The 19,426-nt window shown below is 61.5% G+C and carries 15 protein-coding genes; 14 read left to right on the plus strand and 1 reads right to left on the minus strand.

What is annotated here, in order from left to right:
- Positions 1 to 66 precede the first annotated feature (66 nt).
- Positions 67 to 2,679 (minus strand): HAD-IC family P-type ATPase, encoded by a 2,613-nt coding sequence (locus K315_RS0100505; RefSeq protein WP_029575720.1) that lies wholly within the window; start codon positions 2,677 to 2,679, stop codon positions 67 to 69.
- A gap of 227 nt (positions 2,680 to 2,906) precedes the next feature.
- Here K315_RS0100505 and K315_RS0100510 point away from each other — a divergent pair, with 227 nt between their 5' ends.
- From K315_RS0100510 to K315_RS09820, 14 genes are all read left to right on the plus strand, one after another.
- A complete protein-coding gene (locus tag K315_RS0100510; RefSeq protein ID WP_029575721.1) occupies positions 2,907 to 3,185 on the plus strand; it encodes a metal-sensitive transcriptional regulator in 279 nt (92 codons plus the stop codon).
- A gap of 99 nt (positions 3,186 to 3,284) precedes the next feature.
- Positions 3,285 to 4,631: a DNA recombination protein RmuC gene (locus K315_RS0100515; protein ID WP_029575722.1), complete on the plus strand. Its 1,347-nt coding sequence runs from the start codon at positions 3,285 to 3,287 to the stop codon at positions 4,629 to 4,631.
- Between the two features lie 34 nt (positions 4,632 to 4,665).
- Entirely contained in the window at positions 4,666 to 5,370 is a 705-nt protein-coding gene (locus K315_RS0100520; RefSeq protein ID WP_029575723.1) for a type I phosphoribosyltransferase, read from the plus strand.
- A 94-nt stretch (positions 5,371 to 5,464) separates the two neighbouring features.
- A complete protein-coding gene (locus K315_RS0100525; protein ID WP_029575724.1) occupies positions 5,465 to 6,346 on the plus strand; it encodes a TrmH family RNA methyltransferase in 882 nt (293 codons plus the stop codon).
- A gap of 10 nt (positions 6,347 to 6,356) precedes the next feature.
- Positions 6,357 to 7,076, plus strand: coding sequence for a SpaA isopeptide-forming pilin-related protein (locus tag K315_RS0100530; RefSeq protein ID WP_029575725.1), 720 nt, complete (start codon positions 6,357 to 6,359; stop codon positions 7,074 to 7,076).
- A 199-nt stretch (positions 7,077 to 7,275) separates the two neighbouring features.
- On the plus strand, positions 7,276 to 7,569 hold the full coding sequence (gene gatC, locus K315_RS0100535; RefSeq protein WP_026503207.1) for an Asp-tRNA(Asn)/Glu-tRNA(Gln) amidotransferase subunit GatC: 294 nt from the start codon (positions 7,276 to 7,278) through the stop codon (positions 7,567 to 7,569).
- 3 nt (positions 7,570 to 7,572) lie between these two features.
- The gene (gene gatA / locus K315_RS0100540) at positions 7,573 to 9,105 is read left to right on the plus strand and encodes an Asp-tRNA(Asn)/Glu-tRNA(Gln) amidotransferase subunit GatA (RefSeq protein ID WP_029575726.1); all 1,533 of its coding nucleotides are present in this window, start codon (positions 7,573 to 7,575) and stop codon (positions 9,103 to 9,105) included.
- 19 nt (positions 9,106 to 9,124) lie between these two features.
- Entirely contained in the window at positions 9,125 to 10,621 is a 1,497-nt protein-coding gene (gene gatB / locus K315_RS0100545) for an Asp-tRNA(Asn)/Glu-tRNA(Gln) amidotransferase subunit GatB (RefSeq protein ID WP_029575727.1), read from the plus strand.
- Between the two features lie 512 nt (positions 10,622 to 11,133).
- Entirely contained in the window at positions 11,134 to 12,207 is a 1,074-nt protein-coding gene (locus tag K315_RS0100550; protein ID WP_420796732.1) for a GNAT family N-acetyltransferase, read from the plus strand.
- Entirely contained in the window at positions 12,204 to 12,518 is a 315-nt protein-coding gene (locus K315_RS0100555; protein ID WP_015451098.1) for a DUF2469 domain-containing protein, read from the plus strand. The genes K315_RS0100550 and K315_RS0100555 overlap by 4 nt, the downstream gene beginning before the upstream one ends.
- 147 nt (positions 12,519 to 12,665) lie before the next feature.
- Positions 12,666 to 14,255, plus strand: coding sequence for an NAD(P)/FAD-dependent oxidoreductase (locus tag K315_RS0100560; RefSeq protein ID WP_029575729.1), 1,590 nt, complete (start codon positions 12,666 to 12,668; stop codon positions 14,253 to 14,255).
- Between the two features lie 344 nt (positions 14,256 to 14,599).
- A complete protein-coding gene (rho, locus tag K315_RS0100565) occupies positions 14,600 to 16,546 on the plus strand; it encodes a transcription termination factor Rho (RefSeq protein WP_029575730.1) in 1,947 nt (648 codons plus the stop codon).
- A 222-nt stretch (positions 16,547 to 16,768) separates the two neighbouring features.
- Positions 16,769 to 17,161, plus strand: coding sequence for a chorismate mutase (locus K315_RS0100570; protein WP_029575731.1), 393 nt, complete (start codon positions 16,769 to 16,771; stop codon positions 17,159 to 17,161).
- A 79-nt stretch (positions 17,162 to 17,240) separates the two neighbouring features.
- A complete protein-coding gene (locus tag K315_RS09820; protein ID WP_029575732.1) occupies positions 17,241 to 19,265 on the plus strand; it encodes a hypothetical protein in 2,025 nt (674 codons plus the stop codon).
- Positions 19,266 to 19,426: the final 161 nt, after the last annotated feature.

Below are 19,426 nucleotides of genomic sequence, written 5' to 3' on the forward strand. Positions count from 1 at the left end.
TGGCTTGGGCGGGCGGCCGTTTTTCGTGTTGCGGGGCTGTCGGCGTCAGCAGAAGAGGCTGGGACCTTACTGCTCGAGGAACAGCTCTGGTGCCTTGCTGAAGTTCGCGGCGCAATGCTCGCCGCAGAAGTAGTAGATCGTGCCGTTGTAGATGCGGGTGATCGCCTCGTCATTCATGGCGACGCTCATGCCGCATACCGGGTCGGTCGCGGTGTTGCCGTCGCCGGGGGTCGCTTCGGCCATCTGACCCATATGATGCATGTGGCTCATGTCCATGGTGTTCTCCTTGCTGTTGGTGTTGGAATTGTTGGTGTTGCTGATGCCGGGGGCGCTGGTGGTGCTGTGGCCGGCGTCCGACGGCTGATTCATCGTGGTGTGCTCGTCGATGATGATGGTGGGTGCTGCGGTCGGCGTGCCGGCGTCAGCGGGGCCGGCGGCCAGGTCGTCGCCGATGCGCGCATGCCGCAACCGGTTCGCGTTGAGCACCAGGCATACGCTGGACAGTGCCATCGCAAGTCCTGCAATCATTGGGCTGAGCAGCCATCCGGTGAAGGGGTAGAGCGCGCCGGCCGCGATCGGGATACCGATGACGTTGTATCCGAAGGCCCACGCATAGTTCTCGCGGATATTGCGCATGGTCGCGTTCGACAGGTTGATGAGTTTCAACACGCCGCGCAAATCGCCGCTCATCAGCGTGACATCCGCCGACTGCATGGCCACATCCGTGCCGGTGCCGATGGCGATGCCAAGATCGGCCTGCGCCAAGGCGGGGGCGTCGTTGATGCCGTCGCCGACCATCGCAATCAATTCGTCGTTGCGCTTGTCGGCATCACGCTGCGCCTGCAGGCGTTCAATCCAATACGCCTTGCCATCTGGCCGAACCTGTGCGATAACCGTATCGATACCGACCTGCTTGGCGATTTGGCCGGCGACCTCGGCTTTGTCGCCGCTGAGCATGATGGTGCGCACGCCGGCCTTGCGCAAGGCCGCGATCGCCTGCTGTGAACCGGGTTTGACGGTGTCCGACGTGTAGGACGGGTAGTCCGGGTCGGCTCCTGCGTCGACGGTCCCGCGGGTAATGGTGCCGGTTTTATCGAAGACCACGGTCCTGATATTGCGAGCCTGTTCCAGCGCTTTCGCTGAGGTGACCAGTACGCCGTTCGTGGCGCCCAGCCCGGTCGCCGCGGTGACGGACAGCGGGGTGGCCAGGCCCAAAGCGCACGGGCACGCGATAATCAGCACGCTGACCGCGGTGACCAACGCGTGAGCAAGTCGCGGTTGCGGGCCGAAAGAAGCCCAGATCGCGAACGTCCAGATGGCGATGATGATGACCGCCGGCACGAACACACGTGCGATCCGGTCGGCCAGTTGCTGTACCGGGGCTTTGGTGGCCTGCGCGCGGGCGACCATCGCGATGATTTGCGCGAGAACGCTATCCCCGCCGACCTGGCTGACGCGGATAACCGCATTGCCGTTGAGCGCAATAGTCGCGCCGGTGACGGTGCCGCCTGCGCTGCTGTGTACGGACGCGGATTCGCCGGTGATCATCGATTCGTCGATATCCAGCGTGCCGGCGACGACCACACCGTCGGCGGGGATGCGCTCGCCGGCCTTGACGACTACCAAGTCGCCGACCTTAAGTTTGTCGATATCGACGGTGCTTTGATTAGCCGGATCATGCCATGCACGCTCGCCCTGGTCAAGGACCGCCGAGCTGATGGTCTGCGCGTTGCGGGGACGGAGTTTGATCAATGATTGAACCGCTTCGCCGGTGCCTTCGCGCGCCTTGCTTTCCAAGAGACGCCCGACGAGCACAAGGGTGATGACCACGCCGACCGATTCGAAATACGGCTCGCGCGATCCTGCCGGCAGTGCCGGTCCCGCTACGCAAACAACCAGACTGTAGAGATATGCGGCGGCCGAACCCAGTGATACGAGGGAATTCATGTCGGGGGAGCGGTGGATGAGCGCCGGCCACCCAACCTTATGGATGGGGGCGCCGCAGTAGAACATGACCGGGGTGATGAGCACCGCCTGAAGCCATGGATTGGTCAGCCACGCGGGCATGGAGACATGGCCTCCCATGTGGAGCATGGAGACGATGAACACTGGCAGGGAAAGGATGGTGCCGATGATGACCAGACGGGTGAGCTGGCGGATTTCCTTGCGTCGTTCGTCGGCGGCCTTGCGCTCGTTGTCCAGCGCGTCCTTGGCGTTCGGCATGGGGGCTGCGGGCTGCGCCCTGCGATGTGTGTCGGCGTGATCTTCGCGGTGGTCTTTGCTGTGGTCTTCGCCGTCATCCTCGACACGGAGCATGCCGTGTACCATATTCATGCCGCACGCGAAGGGGTAATCGCCTGGTGCGAGCGCCGGCAGCTGTACGTCGGTATGCGCGTTGCCGGGCAGCATGGCGTCAAGGCCGAGGTCGGAGAAGACGACGTGCGAGGTGCATTCGCCGGTTTCCTGGCGGTCAAAATGCAGGGTGATCGGCACGCCGGGCTTCATGGTGATCAGCGATGGCTCGTACCCGCCTTTGACGATGATATCGGCGCTTTGCATGCCTTGTTCCTGTTTGGCCGCGGTGCCTTGCCTCTGTGCGAAAAAGAACCGCAACGTCAGCCAGGTCAATATTGCGGCGAGCACGACCGCGATGACCGCGGTGAATAGGTCGAATCCCATGCGTCCTCCTTGGTTGTCTTCATCGTCGCAGTCGGTGGTGACCGTACTGCGTGGATGGCGGTGTTTTCCCGTCGGCCCGGTGTGTTTGCCGGGCGTGCCGTCCCGTGTTCCAGCTCCGGCTTTGCTACGTATCCGATGTATACCCTGATGGGGTATAATGCGCCATAGTATTCCGCCCTAGGGATAACGACATGCGCAATTGGCGACAGCAAAGGACAACGGCAGAGATGAACGGATATGCGGAAGATAAGAAGAAGGTCCAGACGAGGATGCGCCGGATTGAGGGGCAGGTCAGGGCGATCGGCCGTATGATCGACGACGACCGGTACTGCATTGATGTGTTGACGCAGATTGCCGCAGTCGAATCGGCGCTCAAATCGGTTGCGATGATGTTGTTGGATGACCATCTGGATCATTGCGTGCGTGAGGCGGTCGAGCAAGGCGGACAGGTGGCCGATGACAAGCTTGATGAGGTGTCGCAGGCCGTGTCGCGGCTGGTGCGGTGAGCCGGCCATGTTTCTCGGCGTTGTGTCGGCGGGTGTGTGCCGGCGGGGTGTGCGCTGCGACGCCTCCCCACGTCCATACCTTGCTGTTGACTAGAACATATGTTCGAAAATGTGGTTGAGGTGTTGGTGTTGGTCATCGTCGTCGCGATTCTGGGGGTCGTGGCTGGTTTTGCGCTGGGCAGAAGCAGAGGGCAGCGTGACGCCCGCGGGGCCAACCGGCAAGAGTTGGATGCGGCTCGCGGCGAGGCGGAGTCCGCTCGTGTACGCATCGGCGAGCTTACGGCGCAGGTGGCGCAATTCCGGGCGCAGGCCGATGGACTGCAAGAGCAGTTGCAATTCGTGAAATCCCAGCTGTCTCAAGCCCAGCAGGCCGAGCAGATTCGCATCCAGCACGAGCGTGAGAGAGCCCAGGCCGAGGAGGAACGCAAGCGGCAGGAACAGGCGAAGACCTTGAACGAACAGAGCAAGGTGCTGTCCGCTCTTGCTCCGGTGCAGAAGAATCTTGATGCCCTCCAGCGGAAAGTCGCCGATATCGAAGAAGGGCGCAAGCGTGAGATGGGTGCGCTTGGCGAACAGCTCAAGGGCTTGGGCGACCAGCAGGCGCGGCTTGACAAGGAGACCAGCTCGCTGTCGGCGGCGTTGCGGGACAACAAGGTTCGCGGAGCCTGGGGAGAGGCGCAGCTGCGCAACATTGTGGAATCCGCCGGTCTTCTCGAACATGTCGATTTCGAAACGCAGGTCGTGGTCAAGGCAGGGAACGACGCCACCCAGCGCCCGGATATGGTGATCCATCTGCCGGGGAACAAGAGCATCCCGATCGACGCGAAAGTCCCGTACGCGGATTACCAACGCGCGTGCGCAATCCCCGATACCGCATCCCCGGAAGAGCTCGCTCGGCGAGACCAGCTGTTGCGGGCACATGCGAAGGCGTTGCGCGAGCATGTCAAAACCTTGGGCAACAAAGCCTACTGGAATGCGTTCGATACCGCTCCGGATTTCGTAATTGCGTTCATCCCAAACGAGTCGCTGCTCCAGGCGGCGTTGCAGGCGGATCCGACCTTGCTTGACGATGCGTTCGCGCAGAAAGTCGCGCTGACGTCCCCGGTCACCTTGTGGGCTGTGCTGAAGTCGGTCGCCTATGCGTGGCAGCAGCAGAGTCTGACCGACGATGCCAAAGAGCTGTTCGATCTGTCCCGGGAACTGTACGAGCGTTTCTCGACGCTCGGCGACAAGGCCAACAAGCTTGGGGCGGCCATCACCAGAACGGTCGGTGCATACAACCAATTCGCCTCGTCGTTGGAATCCCGTGTATTGGTGACTGCGCGTAAGCTGCAGAAAATCGACCAGAACAAAATCATCGACACGGTTGCCGCAATCGAGCCTGAGAAAGCGGACGTCCGCGAACTCACCGCACCCGAGGTCCAGCCCGACACCAGCGAGAGCTGACGGGGTCGTACGGCAGCGTAGGTACAGTAGCAGTATGACTGAGAACAGCGAGAATCAGACGTTCAGGCGCACCGGATCCACAGACGCCGGCACAGTCGCCGCGGCAGGCATTGCGGCCGGCAACAGCCATGATGCGGGGGCGTTCGCCATGCTCGAGCCCCGCGAACAACTGCGGCAGGTCCTCACCCAAGCGGTCTCGGGCAAGCCGTTCAGCGAACTGTATTCGGTGGCGTTTGACCACCGCACTGCCGCGACCATCGGCCATGTTCTTCTCGATGCCCTTGAAGAGCAGGGCTACGGTGTTGACGACTTCGACGCGGTCGGGGCGCTCACCGCTGCGGCCGTCCCGCTGGTATCCGCGGTTATTCTCGCTGCCGCCTCGCGCGGCGAAGACCTCGACGGCTTCGTGATGGATTTCGTGTATCCGTCCGTCAAAGGCCCGTCCATCGCCGGCAAACGCGTGATTCTACTGGACGCATGGCTGTCCGAGAAGTCCTATGTGCAGACCTCATCGCTGGTCACTCTGCGCAACGGCAACGAACTGAGCCTTGATTTCGGCATCGTCGAGCATGAAGGCGCGCAAGTCCTCGCCGTGGCCTCGCTGATTGGCGGGGTGGGGGACGCCGACCATGTCGCCGGCGAACGCCAGCAGATTGAGGTCATCAACCCTGTCACCGCGGAACACACTGCGTTGCCGCTGATCCAAGTGTTCGACGAACGGGAGCTGAGAGCGCGGTAAGCCCTATCGGCCGCCTCGCGCGGTCCGGCGTCAAGGCAATCAGGGCAACAACAAAGCAGAGACAAAGCAAAAAAGCAGGCAAGGCAGGCAGCAGGTGCACGAACCAAGCGAATACACCAAGCAGGTGCAGGCATCGGGGGAGCCGGAATTCCGCGAGATTGGCGTCGGCCCGTGGTCGCAGGAGCATCCCGGCGAGCCGCGTCCGGACGTGCCTGGTACGCCTGCATTCGATGCTCGCTACGACACCGAACTCCTTGACCGGGGAGACCGCCGCAACGTGCTTGACCGGTACCGGTATTGGACTGTGGAGGCCATCAAGGCCGACCTTGACGCCCGCAGCCGCTACCCCTTCGAAATCGCGGTCGAGAACTGGACCCACGATTTCAACATCGGGTCGGCGGTCCGCAGCGCCAACGCCTTCGGCGCGTCCCGCGTCCATATCGTCGGCCCGCACAAGTGGAACCGCAAAGGCGCGTTGATGACCGAGCTGTACCAACACGTCGACTACCACCCCTCGATCAAGGAACTGGCGACATCATGGCGGTACCGGATCGCAGGTGAAATCGCAGCCGAACAGGCGCGCGCCAACGCATACGATATCCGCGCGCAGATCGGGCATCGCCCGCTGTCGGCGGACGAACAACGTCGCGAAACCCAGTCGGCACACCGGCTCGAGACCTTGCGCAACGCGAAGATCATCGCACTTGACATCATTCCGGGAGCCGTCCCGATTGAGCGGTACCGATTCCCGGAACGCTGTCTGCTGCTGTTCGGCGCGGAAGGTCCCGGCCTGTCACAGGCGGCGCTCGACGAAGCCGATGACGTGGTGTATATTTCGCAGTTCGGATCCATCCGTTCCATCAATGCAGGTGCGGCGGCTGCGGTCGCCATGCACAGTTGGGTCGCCCAACATGCAGTGATTGAAGGCCCGGGCGCGGCCGCCGACAGCGGGTCGTCCGCGGTGATCAAGGCCTGACACCACCGGCATGACCGGCCACACCATCACTGTGCAGTTCACCAAGAATACGCTCGCCAAGTGGCAGAACTACATCGGCAGAGGTTACGCCATGCGTGTCTCGTACGACGCCGTCGTCACATCCGACGCCACAACCCAGGTCGACAACGAGTTCTACATGAGCACGCTGACGGACAAGAAGAAGTATGCGCACAGCGTTCTCGCCTCGCTGACCTTCAAGAAGGTCGATGCTTCTGATAAGCCGCTCGCTGGTGCGCGCTTCAAGATTGAATCCTCCAATCGAAACCAGTTGGTGCTGCCTTCCGGCTATGCCAATGCCAACACCAACCGTGACGCGTCTTGCGATCCCGACGAGGCGATCTCCAAGGCTGATGGCACCGTGACCTTCGACGGTCTCGCCCAGAATCCGGACGTATCCTACAAGATCACCGAAATGGCAGCACCGAACGGATACATCACGCTGGGGCTGAGCTTCGTGGTCAACATCAGCAATCAGGGTGCGAAGGTCGTGTTCGGCGACTCCCCGACTTCGGATCCGTACGGCTTGGTCAAACCGACCTCGCCCGACACGGACGTCAGCAACGAGCTGACCGTCGAGAACGTGCACAGCATCGCGCAGCTGCCGTTCACCGGTGGCGCGGGCATCGCCTTCATGGTTGTCATCGCGGCGCTGCTTGGCACTGCGGGCGTCATCGTGGTCGTGCGTTCGCGTCGAAACGCAACCGTGTGAACGCGTGACTACCATACGCCGCTCACGAATTGAGTGATCCGTGAGCTGACCTTCAAGGGCCTTGTGTTGGAACCATATCCGGGTTCCGCACAAGGCCCTTGGCGTTGGTGAGTTGTGTGTCGCTGCTTGTGTGAGTGGGGAGTATTCTTGCACTGCCTGCGCATTCGGTACGTCACACTCGGCTCATATAGTGGAGGGCATGGCAACATTCACACGTGAAGAAATCGAGCATCTGGCCGATCTGGCCAGAATCGCCCTGACGGATGAGGAAATCACCCGCATGCAGAGCGAACTCAACGCCGTCGCCGACGCGATCGACGAAGTCCAGAAAGTGGCCACGGACGATGTCCCGCCGACGGCCAACCCGGTTCCGCTCGAGGCGTATCTGCGCCCCGACGTCGCCGTGACCCCGCTGACGCAGGAGGAGGCGCTCGCCGGCGCCCCCGCGACCGACCAGGGCATGTTCGTCGCCCCGCAGATCCTGGGAGAGTGATCCATGAGCAACGCCACTGAACTCGTGAAACTGTCCGCCGCACAGATGGCGGAAAAAATCCGTTCCAAAGAGGTATCCAGCCGCGAACTGACCCAGGCGCACCTCGACGTCATCGAGGCCGCAGAGCCCACGGTCAACGCCTTCCTGCACGTCTCCGGCAAGGAGGCGCTCGCCCAGGCCGACGCCTTCGACAAGAAGCTCGCCGCGGGAGATACGGAAGGCCTGCCGGAGCTTGCCGGCGTGCCGATTGCGATCAAGGACATGATCGTCACCAAGGGCATCCCTACGACTGCCGCATCCAAGATTCTCGAAGGCTGGGTGCCGCCGTATGATGCCACGGTTATTGAGAAGATCAAGGCCGCCGGCATGCCGATTCTGGGCAAGACCAACCTTGATGAGTTCGCGCAGGGCTCTTCGACTGAGCATTCCGCGTTCGGCAACACCCACAACCCGTGGGATGCGACTCGTGTCCCGGGCGGTTCCGGCGGCGGTTCCGCATCCGCGGTCGGCTCCTATGAGGCGCCGCTCGCCCTCGGCACCGATACCGGCGGTTCCATCCGTCAGCCGGGTGCGTTCACCGGAACCGTGGGTGTCAAGCCCACCTACGGCGGTGTGAGCCGCTACGGCGCCATCGCCATGGCGTCCTCGCTCGACCAGATCGGCCCGTGCGGCCGTACCGTGCTGGACACCGCGCTGCTGCACGAGGTTATCGGCGGCAATGATCGCCGTGACTCCACGTCCATCCCCGCTCCGATCCCGCCGGTCGCAGCGGCAGCCCGCGAAGGCCTGAAGTGTGACCTGAAGGGCGTGCGCGTCGGCCTGATCAAGGAAATCGGTGGCGAAGGCTTTGAAGCCGGTGTCGCCGCCCGATTCAACGAAGCGGTCAAGCTGCTGGAATCCATGGGCGCAGAAGTCAAGGAAGTCAGCCTCCCGCATCTGCCGTACTCGCTGGGCGCGTACTACATCATCATGCCGTCTGAAGTCAGCTCCAATCTGGCCCGCTACGATGGCATGCGCTACGGCCTGCGCGTCATGCCGCCCGCCGGCGTGCCGCAGACCTCCGCCAACATGATGGCCTACACGCGTGAAGCCGGGTTCGGCGACGAGGTCAAGCGCCGTATCATCCTCGGCACGTATGCGCTATCCGCCGGCTACTACGACGCCTGGTACGGTTCCGCGCAGAAGGTGCGCACCCTGGTGATCGACGACTTCAACAAGGCCTTCGAACAGGTTGACGTACTCGTGTCCCCGACCGCACCGAGCACCGCGTTCCGCTTCGGCGAGAAGACCAGCGACCCGCTGTCCATGTACCTGGGCGACGTGGCGACTATCCCTGCGAACATGGCCGGCGTGCCCGCCATGTCCATCCCGTGCGGCTTGTCGGACAACGGCATGCCGGTCGGCTTCCAGTTCTTCGCACCGCAGCGTCACGACGAGGCCATGTACAAGCCCGCCGCCGCATTGGAAGCGGCTTTGGAAGAGCAGTGGGGCGGCAATATCCTCACGAAGATGGCCACGCCGTGGCTGAACGCCTGAAACCGGAGGACGAAGACAAATGGCTGAAAAACTGATGAAATTCTCTGAAGCCGTCAAGCGGTTCGACCCGGTGATCGGCTTGGAGACCCACGTCGAACTGTGCACGAACACCAAGCTGTTCTGCCCGGCACACATTGAGTTCGGCGGCGAACCGAACACCCAGCTGACCCCGGTGAGCCTCGGCCTGCCGGGAAGCCTGCCGGTGATCAACGAGACCGCCGTCGATTTCGCCATCAAGCTGGGCCTCGCCCTGCACTGCGAAATCGCCGAATGGAGCCAGTTCGCCCGCAAGAACTACTTCTACCCGGACATGCCGCGTGACTATCAGATCTCGCAGTATGACAAGCCGACCAACGGCAACGGCTATCTGGATGTCGAACTGGATGACGGCTCGATCTTCCGCGTGCCGATTGAACGCGCTCATATCGAGGACGACGCCGGCAAGAACACCCACGTGGGTGGTGCCGACGGTCGTATCGAAGGCGCCGACCATTCGCTCGTCGATTACAACCGCGCCGGTGTCCCGCTTATCGAGATCGTCACCAAGCCGATCGAGGGTGCGGGCGAACGCGCCGCGGAAATCGCGGGCGCCTACATGCGTACGCTGCGCGATATCGTGCGCGCCTTGGGTATTTCCCACGCCCGCATGGAGCAGGGCAATATGCGTGCCGACGTCAACGTGTCGCTGCGCAACAAGCCCACCGACCCGCTGGGTACGCGTTCGGAAACGAAGAACGTGAACTCCTTCCGTGGCATCGAGAAGACCATCGTCTACGAGATCCGCCGTCAGGCGGCGCTTCTGAGCGACGGCGGCGAGGTGCTGCAGGAGACCCGCCACTGGGATGAGGCTTCGCAGACCACCGCCGGCGGCCGTCTCAAGACCGACGCCGACGATTACCGCTACTTCCCGGATCCTGACCTGGTGATGCTGCACATCACCAAGGAGCATATCGAGCGCATCGCCAAGGATATACCGGAGATGCCGCGTGAACGCCGCAACCGCCTGCAGGGCGAGTGGAAGTTCTCCGATCTCGAGATGCGCGACGTCATCAACGCCGACGCGCTCGACCTGATCGAGGACACCGTCAAGGCCGGCGCCACCGCTTCCGGTGCGAAGAAGTGGTGGCTCGGCGAGCTGTCGCGTGAGGCGAACGCCAAGGGCGTCTCGCTCGAGGAACTGCCGATCACCCCGGCCGATGTCGCCGAAGTCGAGAAGCTCATCGCTTCCGGCAAGCTCAACGACAAGCTCGCGAAGAAGACCGTCTCCGGTGTGCTCGCCGGTGAAGGCACCCCGGACGAGGTCGTCAAGAAGCACGGCTATGAGGTCGTCCAGGACACGGGCGCGCTCGAAGCCGCGGTGGACAAGGCGTTCGCCGACAACCCCGACATCGTCGAGAAGCTCAAGAGCGGCAACATGAAGCCGATGGGAGCGATTATCGGTGCCGTGATGCGCGCGACCAAGGGCCAGGCTGACGCCAAGGCGGTCAGCGGATTGGTCATGAAGAAGCTGCACTGAGCGAATCGGGTTGAGTGGCCGCGCTGGTTGCGCTGCTGGTTGCACTCAATGAGTGCGGCCGCTCGACATCACCAACGACAGCCCCACAGAGCCAAACGCCCTGTGGGGCTGTTTCGTACCGCCAAACCCGAATCCTTCTACCGACGCCGGCAGATACGTGAGCGTCGGGAGAAAGTGGAGGATGGCGTTCTCGCGGGGCGTACCGGGACATCCCTAGGTGCGTCGAGGGGATGCCGGGGGTGTGTTGGGGGCGCGCCGGGGGTGCGCCGGGGGTGCGTATTCGCAAGTTCCGTTCAGGTTCGCCCGAAATCCTGCAACTTGTTACCCAACTCGGTAGAATGGAATCGTATTGGTAACGCTTATGAGGATGAAAGCGAATGTCTGAACAAACACAGTCAGTGGCGGACAGCACAGTAAACGGTACGGTCACCAGTGCTGTCAATAGTGCGGTCAGCGGCGAAGATCGCCGCGAACTGCCCGCCTGCATCACCATTCCCGAAATTCGCGGGGAGATGGTTCATCTGCGTCCGGCGAGCATCGAGGATTTGGGGCGTCTCGATCAGCTTGACGCGTTTTACAACGCATCCGGGATTACCGGCAAAGACCGCGAATCTGAACGTGCGGCAGTCAACGCGTGGGTGCGTCGTTCCGTCGCATGGGCAGAGGGCCGCGCGTCCGTGGACAGTGGGGTGGCAGACCCCGAATCGCGTCCCACCATCGCGTGGGCGATTCTGACCGACGCCGACCGCGATGGCGATGGCATTGTTGACGCAGAGGCGACGGACAACGTCATCGGCATGATTTTCCTCATCGATATCGACGGATGGTCGCGTTCCGCCAGAATACAAGTCGTGCTCGGCAAGGATTACCGTGGCCGCGGCTATTCGCGTGACGCGATGCCTCGTGTCATGACCTTCGGCTTCGCTCCGAGGCCCGCCGGCCTTGGCATGCATCGCATCTGGGTCGCTGTGCCGGAGAAGAACACGCGTTCACTGTCCGTGTACCAGTCCCTCGGCTTCATTCCCTCGGGCACGTCGCGCGACGCGCTGTGGGACGCGGAGAACAACAAGTATCAGGATTTGATTGTCATGGATATGCTGACCGACGAATACGATCCGATCCACTCGTTGGAGGTCTTCGGCATGCATGTGTTCGAAGACAATCCTGGTGTCAAGGAAGCGCTGTGCGCGCGCGAGCATTCGTTGGCGATCCGCAAGCGCGAGCATCCGGCGGATGGCGGCGACCATGCGTCACATGCGGGCGACGAGGGCGACCAGACCCGTCGCGATGGCGCCGATCAAGCCGGCAACGACACGAACGGCCAGGCGGACGGCACGATTGAAGGGACCAGCACGTCCGCAGGCGATGCCGCGCCGGGCATCTCGGGAGACAACCGGCCTGCCGACGACCATTCCGGGCAAGCCGACGCCGCCCAAAGCCAAGCATCTGCCGGCGTCCCCGGCAACCACACGCTTGATGGCGAGGAGAACTGGCCGCACAGCTCGCATGACCGTCAGCCCTCGAAGCAGGCGTGGTGGCGCACCATCGGCCGCAGACGCGAGCGCGGGACAGAGGAGGACGCATGAGCGCGGAAGATCTTGACAATTACGAGACCGACGCCGAACTCGCCCTGTACCGGGAGTACCGGGACGTCATCAAGCTGTTCACCTACGTTGTGGAGACGGAACGTCGTTTCTATTTGGCGAACAAAGTCGATTTCAACGTGCGTTCCGCCGGCCAGGACGTGTATTTCGACGTGCAGCTGACGGATGCATGGGTGTGGGATGTCTACCGTTCCTCCCGTTTTGTGAAAAGCGTGCGAATCGTCACGTTCAAGGACGTGAATGTCGAGGAGGTCCAGAAAACGGATATCGATATCCCTGATTCGTTGACTTGACACGGTTTGCGAGACTCCCCGCCTTTTGGTGGCGGGGAGTGCTAGCATGACATACGGTTTATTCGTGTATTTTTTTGGCTTCGGCGTCCATGATGCGCCGAATCATGTAAAGTTTCACTGATTTGTTGTGTTGTCCAGGAGGTCATTGTGGCACAGAAGCAGTCTGTCGTGATTATCGGCGGTGGTCCCGCCGGTCTTACTGCCGCGTGGGAATTGGTGAAGAAGGGCGGCGCCGAGCAGTACGACGTGACAGTGCTCGAGGAGACCGGTGAATTCGGCGGCATCTCACGTACCGTGAAGCATAACGGCAACCGCATGGATATCGGCGGTCACCGCTTCTTCTCGAAGGATGACCGCATCATGGATTGGTGGAAGGAGGTGCTGCCACTGCAAGGCGCACCTTCCTATGACGACAAGAAGCTCGGTCGCCATCACGATCTGGAGCCGGGCGGCCCGGATCCGGAGAAGGAAGACAAGGTGATGCTCAAGCGTCACCGCGTCTCCCGTATTTTCTGGAACCACCACTTCTTCGATTACCCGATTTCCCTGTCAGCCAATACGCTCAAGGCCATGGGCTTCAAGCTCACCATGGTGGCCGGCTTCAGCTATTTGAAGTCCGTGTTCCACAAGCTGCCGGAAACGAATCTCGAGAACTTCTACATCAACCGTTTCGGTCGCAAACTCTATTCGATGTTCTTCGAAGGCTACACTGAGAAGCTGTGGGGCCGTCACCCCAGCCAGATTTCCGCGGATTGGGGTTCGCAGCGTGTCAAGGGCCTGAGCATCATGGGCGTGCTGAAGAACGCATTCCAGAAGCTCTTGCCGAAGAAGCGCGATTCCAAAGAGGTCGAGACCTCGCTGATCGAAGAGTTCTGGTACCCGAAGTACGGTCCGGGCCAGCTGTGGGAGACAGTTGAGCACAATTGCGAGCAGGCCGGCGCCAAAGTCATTACCGGCGCCAAGGTCGTTGAAGTGCGGCAGGAAGGCGGCAAGATCGCCTCGGTCGTATACGTCGATCATGCGGGCAACCGCACCGAGCTCAAGGCTGATCAGTTCATCTCGTCCATGCCGGTCAAGGATCTTATCAACGCGGTGGACGAGTCGGACAAGCCGGCTCCGAAGGACATCACCGAGATCGCCAACGGCCTGCCGTACCGCGATTTCGTGACCGTCGGCCTCTTGGTCAAGCATCTTCGCCTGAAGAACACCACCGATATCCCCACGCTCGGCAACCCGCCTATTGTGCCGGATTGCTGGATTTACGTGCAGGATCCGGGCTACAAGGTCGGCCGCATCCAGGTGTTCAATAACTGGAGCCCGTACCTCGTCAAGGACGTCGATGACACCGTGTGGATCGGTCTTGAATACTTCTGCAAGGAAGGCGACGATTTCTGGAATATGACCGATGAGGAAGCCACCAAGTTCGCCATCGAGGAAATGACTCGCATGCGCGTAATCAACGGCCCTCAGGATGTTCTGGACTCGCATCGCGAGCGCGTCAAGAAGGCCTATCCTGCGTATTTTGACACGTACGCGCAGATGCCGGAACTCGTCGAGTACCTTGATTCCTTCGGCAACCTGTATTGCGTGGGCCGCAACGGCCAGCACCGCTACAACAACACGGACCATTCCATGGCCACGGCGATCGAGGCGGTCAACAATATCAAGACCGGCAAGACGTCGAAGAAGAACGTGTGGTCGGTGAATACCGACAAGTCCTACCACGAGCAGAAGTAGCGACGCATCGCGAATTTCGCGGTCCGGCCCGTCGTCCCGTCATCGGGGCGGCGAGCTTTGTGTTCTTGGCGTCCCGGTGCCGTACTGCACCTGAAGGGTGAGACATCCGACGGCGGCAAGCTGTCAGGCGAGGCGTGCGAGCGCGACGCGTCACGAGGAAGAGGTGTGTTGCGCCGGTCGCAGCTCCGTTGTACAGTAAATGAAGTTCGGTTGGGTCCGAAGACCGTGATAATCGAACGTTTCATCGCGGTTTTTTCCCGCATCTTGTCATATAGCTCGCCGGCGAAGCGTCGGTAGAAGCCACAGAAAGGCAACATTAGGCAATGAGCCAAAATCTTGAGGATATGAAGCTGCCTGAGCTCAGGGAGCTTGCCAAGCAGATGGGCCTGCGCGGTACGTCGACCATGCGTAAGCCCCAGCTGCTCGCAACGTTGCAGGCGGCTCGTAGTGGAGGGCAAGCCCCGGTCGGCGTCACGGTACGTGTACCGAAGCCGGTGAAGAAGGTCACTTCTGCCCCTGAACAACCGCAATCGCAAACGAAACCGCAGTCTGCGGCATCTGCGTCTGATTCCGCATCGGCTTCCAAGCTGGTATCCGAGCCGCAGTCCAAATCCCCCGCCGAGTCTAAGCTCGCGGCCGAGTCCGCATCCGAACAACCGGCGGCCCGCGCCAATCGCGGGCCGTTGCGCGTTCCCCCGATTGCGCACACTGAAGCGATTTCCTCGATGGAAGGCGAGTTGCAGATGCCACGCGTGCATGAACGCCGCGCCCATCGTCGTGTTGAGGAAGCAGCGGGATCGTCTCTGCTCGATCAGCTTGATCTAGACAGTAGTGAAGGCATGCGCACGCGTCACCGTGGCAATGAACGCGGTGAAATCCATCGCCGCGGCGGCCGTGCGGATTCGAGCGTGCAGGAGCGCGAAGAAGAAGCCGTGCCCGATCTTGACGATATCCTTGCGAGCCTGCCTGCGCAGAAGAACGAGGAACATGCCGGTGACGACCCTGCATTCGGACGTCGTCGCGGATTGGGCCGCAATGATCGCATCGAGCGCAACGACAGAAATGATCGTAATGACCGCAGGAACGGCAATCGTCGTCTGCGCGGCCGTGATCTTGACGACCGCCGTGGCGAGGAGCAGAATGACGAGCTCGTCCCGGTCGCCGGTATCGTCGACGTGCTGGATTCGTACGCATTCATCCGCACCTCCGGCTATCTGCCCGGCCCGAACGATGTGTACGTTTCCATGGGCCAGGTCAAGAAGTATGGCCTGTGCAAGGGCGATGCCGTGCAAGGCACCATCCGCACCCCACGTGAAGGCGACCGTCGCAACCAGCGGCAGAAATTCGTGCCGCTCCAGGCCATCAGCAGCATCAACGGCATGAGCGTCGACGAGGCTGCGAACCGCCCGCAGTTCGCCAAGCTCACCCCGCTGTACCCGCAGGAGAGGCTTCGTCAGGAAACCACGCCGAACAAGCTCATCGGGCGGATCATCGACCTTGTCGCCCCCATCGGCAAGGGCCAGCGCGGTCTGATCGTCTCCCCGCCGAAGGCCGGCAAGACCATCACCTTGCAGGCCATCGCGAACGCAATCACCGTGAACAACCCGGAAGTCCATCTCATGGTCGTGCTCGTGGACGAACGTCCTGAAGAGGTCACGGATATGGAACGTACCGTGCAGGGCGAAGTCATCTCCTCGACCTTCGACCGCCCGGCGACCGACCATACGATGGTTGCCGAATTGGCGATCGAGCGTGCGAAGCGTCTGGTAGAACTCGGCCAGGACGTCGTCGTGCTGCTGGATTCCATGACCCGTCTCGCCCGCGCATACAACATCGCCGCTCCGGCGTCGGGCCGCATTCTGTCCGGCGGCGTGGACGCACAGGCGCTGTACCCGCCGAAGAAGTTCTTCGGCGCCGCACGCAACATCGAAAACGGTGGCTCGCTGACCATCATCTCGACCGCGCTGGTGGAAACCGGCTCGAAGATGGATGAGGTGATTTTCGAGGAGTTCAAGGGCACTGGCAATATGGAGTTGCGTCTGAGCCGCGATCTGGCGGACAAGCGCATGTTCCCGGCCGTGGACATCAACGCGTCTGGCACCCGCCGCGAAGAGCTCATCACTTCGCCGCAGGAACTGCCGATTATCTACCGTCTGCGCCGGCTGTTTGGCGGGCTCGAACCCGAGCAGGCGTATCAGGCGCTGGTGCCGCGTCTCAAGAAGACGCCCAGCAACCGTGACTTCCTCAAAGCGCTGGTTCAGCAGTCAGGCGCGGGTTCGTCCTCGAACTGATGCCTTGCCCGTCGCCTTAATCGGCGATATGGGTGCCAGCACGAAAGGCTGATGTGTTGGCCGGCGTTATTGCTGACTTTGTTGATGGCGGATCGTCCCATGACGGTCCGCCATCAGCGTAGTGGTAATCGGCGGCTTGGCGCGCCCACCGCGCTCGGTTTCGCGTCGGCTTGGCGGCGCCTGCTGGTCCTTGGTATGACAAGGCTGATAATCTTGGACATTATGAACGATTCCGAACATGGTGATTGGCAGGATACGACCATCGATTCCCTGCAGGCGCAGGAGCATCCGGAAGTCGCACAGGCGGTGCGCAAAATCAAGGCGTTGCGCCAGTCGATTGACAATGTGGACACGGCCATCGTCTCGCTGCTCGCGGAACGGTTCAAATTCACGTCCGAAGTGGGTGTGCTCAAGGCGCAGGCGGGATTCGCGCCAGCCGATTGGAAGCGCGAGGATGCCCAAATCAAACGGCTCCACAGGGTGGCACAGGAAGCCGGGCTTGATCCTCAAATCGCGGAAATGTATCGGGAATTCGTGGTCACAGAAGCCAAGAAACGTCATCAGCGTATCGCCGACGCCGGAGGGGATCCCGGCGTGCTGGATGTATTCGCATGAGTGTGAGGCCCGGCACAGCCGACGAATTCGGACATGACGGAGGCATGAATCTGAGTCGATACCACGGAACAAGGAGCAGATGACACTGATGATGGTGACCCGCGGCACAAGGCGTGGCAAGCATCCAGGACGGATTGCAGGCAGGGTGTGCGGCATGACGGTATCATGCGCGATGACCCTCGCCATAGCAGCCGGAGGAGCGGCACCCGCGCGTGAGGCGGAATATCCCTCCGGCACCGCTGTGGTCACGAAAACGCAGGATGTGTTCGGCATTCTGCACGCGGGGACGATTTCCGGTGAGCTGTATATCGACAACGCTTTCCAGATCGACCAGTCCGGCACGGCTATCGATTACGGGGTCAGCGCGGATGGCGAGGCTGTCGCGCGAACGGTGGGCGGCAAGGAACAAGTCACGGGCACTTCGGCCAATACCCTGACCCGAGTCAGCAGCGGTCTCAAAGCGATGCCTTGGAGTGTGCATGTGCGCTATAGCCTCAACGGGCCGAATGTCGATTCGTCGGCGGTCAGTGGGGCGAACGGCCTGGTCGGCCTGCACGTGACCGCAGCCCCAAATCCGCTTGCCGACACGGATTACGCTAACACCACGATTCCTGTAATCGCGTTCACGGTACCGACCAAAGTCACGAGCGAGATCACGGGCAGCAGTGGCATGCTCGTCACCCAAAACGGCACGGATATGCTGGTCGTCGCGGTAGGCAGACCCGCCCATACCACATCCTTCGACTTTTTCTTCACCGCGAAGCACTGCTCGATGAGCCCGTTGGCGGTCGCTGCGGTCGAAGCTTCCGATACCGCGGAATTCAGCCGATCTATGACCGCGCTCGCCACACGGGCCAGCAATCTGTCGGATATCGCCATCGGCGGCGGCAAACACGATACCAAGTTGCTCAACCGGCTCAAAGCGATGCGCGACGCAGAACGCGACAAGGCGAAAAGCGCTATCGCCGCTGCGGACCCGGCATACCAGCAGGCCTTCCATGATTACATGGCCGCGTATGTGACCTCGTACACCGGGCATTTGAGCGGCTCAATCGGTGACAGTACGCAGATGAGCGCGCTGCTTGGCACGGCGGGCGAATTGAACAGCGACACTCCGGTTGCGCGGGCTGTCGCCGATATCTCCAATGCGACCAATGACCGCAGTGCCGCGCGGGCACATCAGGGCGCGGCCGACGCGATTGACGACACCATCCGGCAAATCGAATTGCGCGGAACGACTGGCTTGGCGGCCGATCTCAAACGCCAGGCGGCTTCTCAGACCTCACGTGCGGCCAAGGATTTCAAGACCGGCCAGAAGATGATGCACGATGCGATGATTCCGTTTTCGATGGCCTATACCGACGCGTATACGCGGCATCTGAGCAAGATGACCGGAGGCACGGCGTCGGGTGCATCTACGTACGCGCAGCAGGCGATTAAGCAGACGAACGACGAATTCGCTTCGAACAAGAACCTCAAGGCCGACAATCAGAAAGTTCAGGCCGCACTGGATACGATGGCTGCGGCGAAAGCCCGTGAGGGGCAGGGCAAGATGCTGCTCACGCTGGCTGCGCTGGTCGCCAAATCCGCTACTGGTGATGTGTCCGGTGCGTCAAAAAGCGCGGAGGCGGATTGGAAGACAGTGTCGGCGAACGGTTTGACGGCTTATGCCTTGCAGTCGGGTGCCGGGGTGCGTGCTGACGATAAGGCTGCTGATGGTGCCGGCAACGCTGCGCCTGCTGCCCCGCTTGCATCCACGCGTTCGTTGTATGGCCTCGCAGGTCGGCAATCGCATGGTATTGAGGCAGATATGTCGGGGACGGTCAATGATGTGGTGGCCGTGGAAACGGCAGCCGAAATCATTAAGAATGCCGTGGATACGTTGGCGCCGGACGGGGCGTCCGCATCGTCTGCGTTAAAGCGGGCGATTGACGAGGCGCGTGCCGCCAAAGCCAAGGTTGTGGCTCCTGTCGACGCGCAATCTTCAGTCGGGGCTCTTGAGGCCTCACGCATCGGACGTGAAGGGACCTCGCGGGACGTCGTCACCCCGGTCAACACGCACACCGCCGGTGCCCGCTTCCTGATGGTCACCGACGAACTCTGATCCGCCAAACCCCACCGGTAACCGTCACCACCCTGTGATGTTACCCAAACTGGTTACTCTGGGAGCCTCGGTTGCATAGCTAGTTTGGGTAGAAATACAAACTGGTTACGCCGGGCGGGGGCTCAGCGTAACCAGTTTATGGGCAAGGACGTGGGAAGCGT

It is taken from the genome of Bifidobacterium thermacidophilum subsp. thermacidophilum DSM 15837 (genome assembly GCF_000426425.1).
Taxonomy (GTDB): Bacteria; Actinomycetota; Actinomycetes; order Actinomycetales; family Bifidobacteriaceae; genus Bifidobacterium; species Bifidobacterium thermacidophilum.

Coding starts and splice junctions, on each gene's coding strand:
- K315_RS0100520 (WP_029575723.1), top strand. CDS start 4,666: ATGACTGAGAACAGCGAGAATCAGACGTTCAGGCGCACCGGATCCACA.
- K315_RS0100510 (WP_029575721.1), top strand. CDS start 2,907: ATGAACGGATATGCGGAAGATAAGAAGAAGGTCCAGACGAGGATGCGC.
- K315_RS0100505 (WP_029575720.1), bottom strand. CDS start 2,679: ATGGGATTCGACCTATTCACCGCGGTCATCGCGGTCGTGCTCGCCGCA.
- gatA (WP_029575726.1), top strand. CDS start 7,573: ATGAGCAACGCCACTGAACTCGTGAAACTGTCCGCCGCACAGATGGCG.
- gatB (WP_029575727.1), top strand. CDS start 9,125: ATGGCTGAAAAACTGATGAAATTCTCTGAAGCCGTCAAGCGGTTCGAC.
- K315_RS0100570 (WP_029575731.1), top strand. CDS start 16,769: ATGAACGATTCCGAACATGGTGATTGGCAGGATACGACCATCGATTCC.
- K315_RS09820 (WP_029575732.1), top strand. CDS start 17,241: ATGACACTGATGATGGTGACCCGCGGCACAAGGCGTGGCAAGCATCCA.
- K315_RS0100530 (WP_029575725.1), top strand. CDS start 6,357: ATGACCGGCCACACCATCACTGTGCAGTTCACCAAGAATACGCTCGCC.
- rho (WP_029575730.1), top strand. CDS start 14,600: ATGAAGCTGCCTGAGCTCAGGGAGCTTGCCAAGCAGATGGGCCTGCGC.
- K315_RS0100515 (WP_029575722.1), top strand. CDS start 3,285: ATGTTCGAAAATGTGGTTGAGGTGTTGGTGTTGGTCATCGTCGTCGCG.
- K315_RS0100555 (WP_015451098.1), top strand. CDS start 12,204: ATGAGCGCGGAAGATCTTGACAATTACGAGACCGACGCCGAACTCGCC.
- K315_RS0100550 (WP_420796732.1), top strand. CDS start 11,134: ATGGTTCATCTGCGTCCGGCGAGCATCGAGGATTTGGGGCGTCTCGAT.
- gatC (WP_026503207.1), top strand. CDS start 7,276: ATGGCAACATTCACACGTGAAGAAATCGAGCATCTGGCCGATCTGGCC.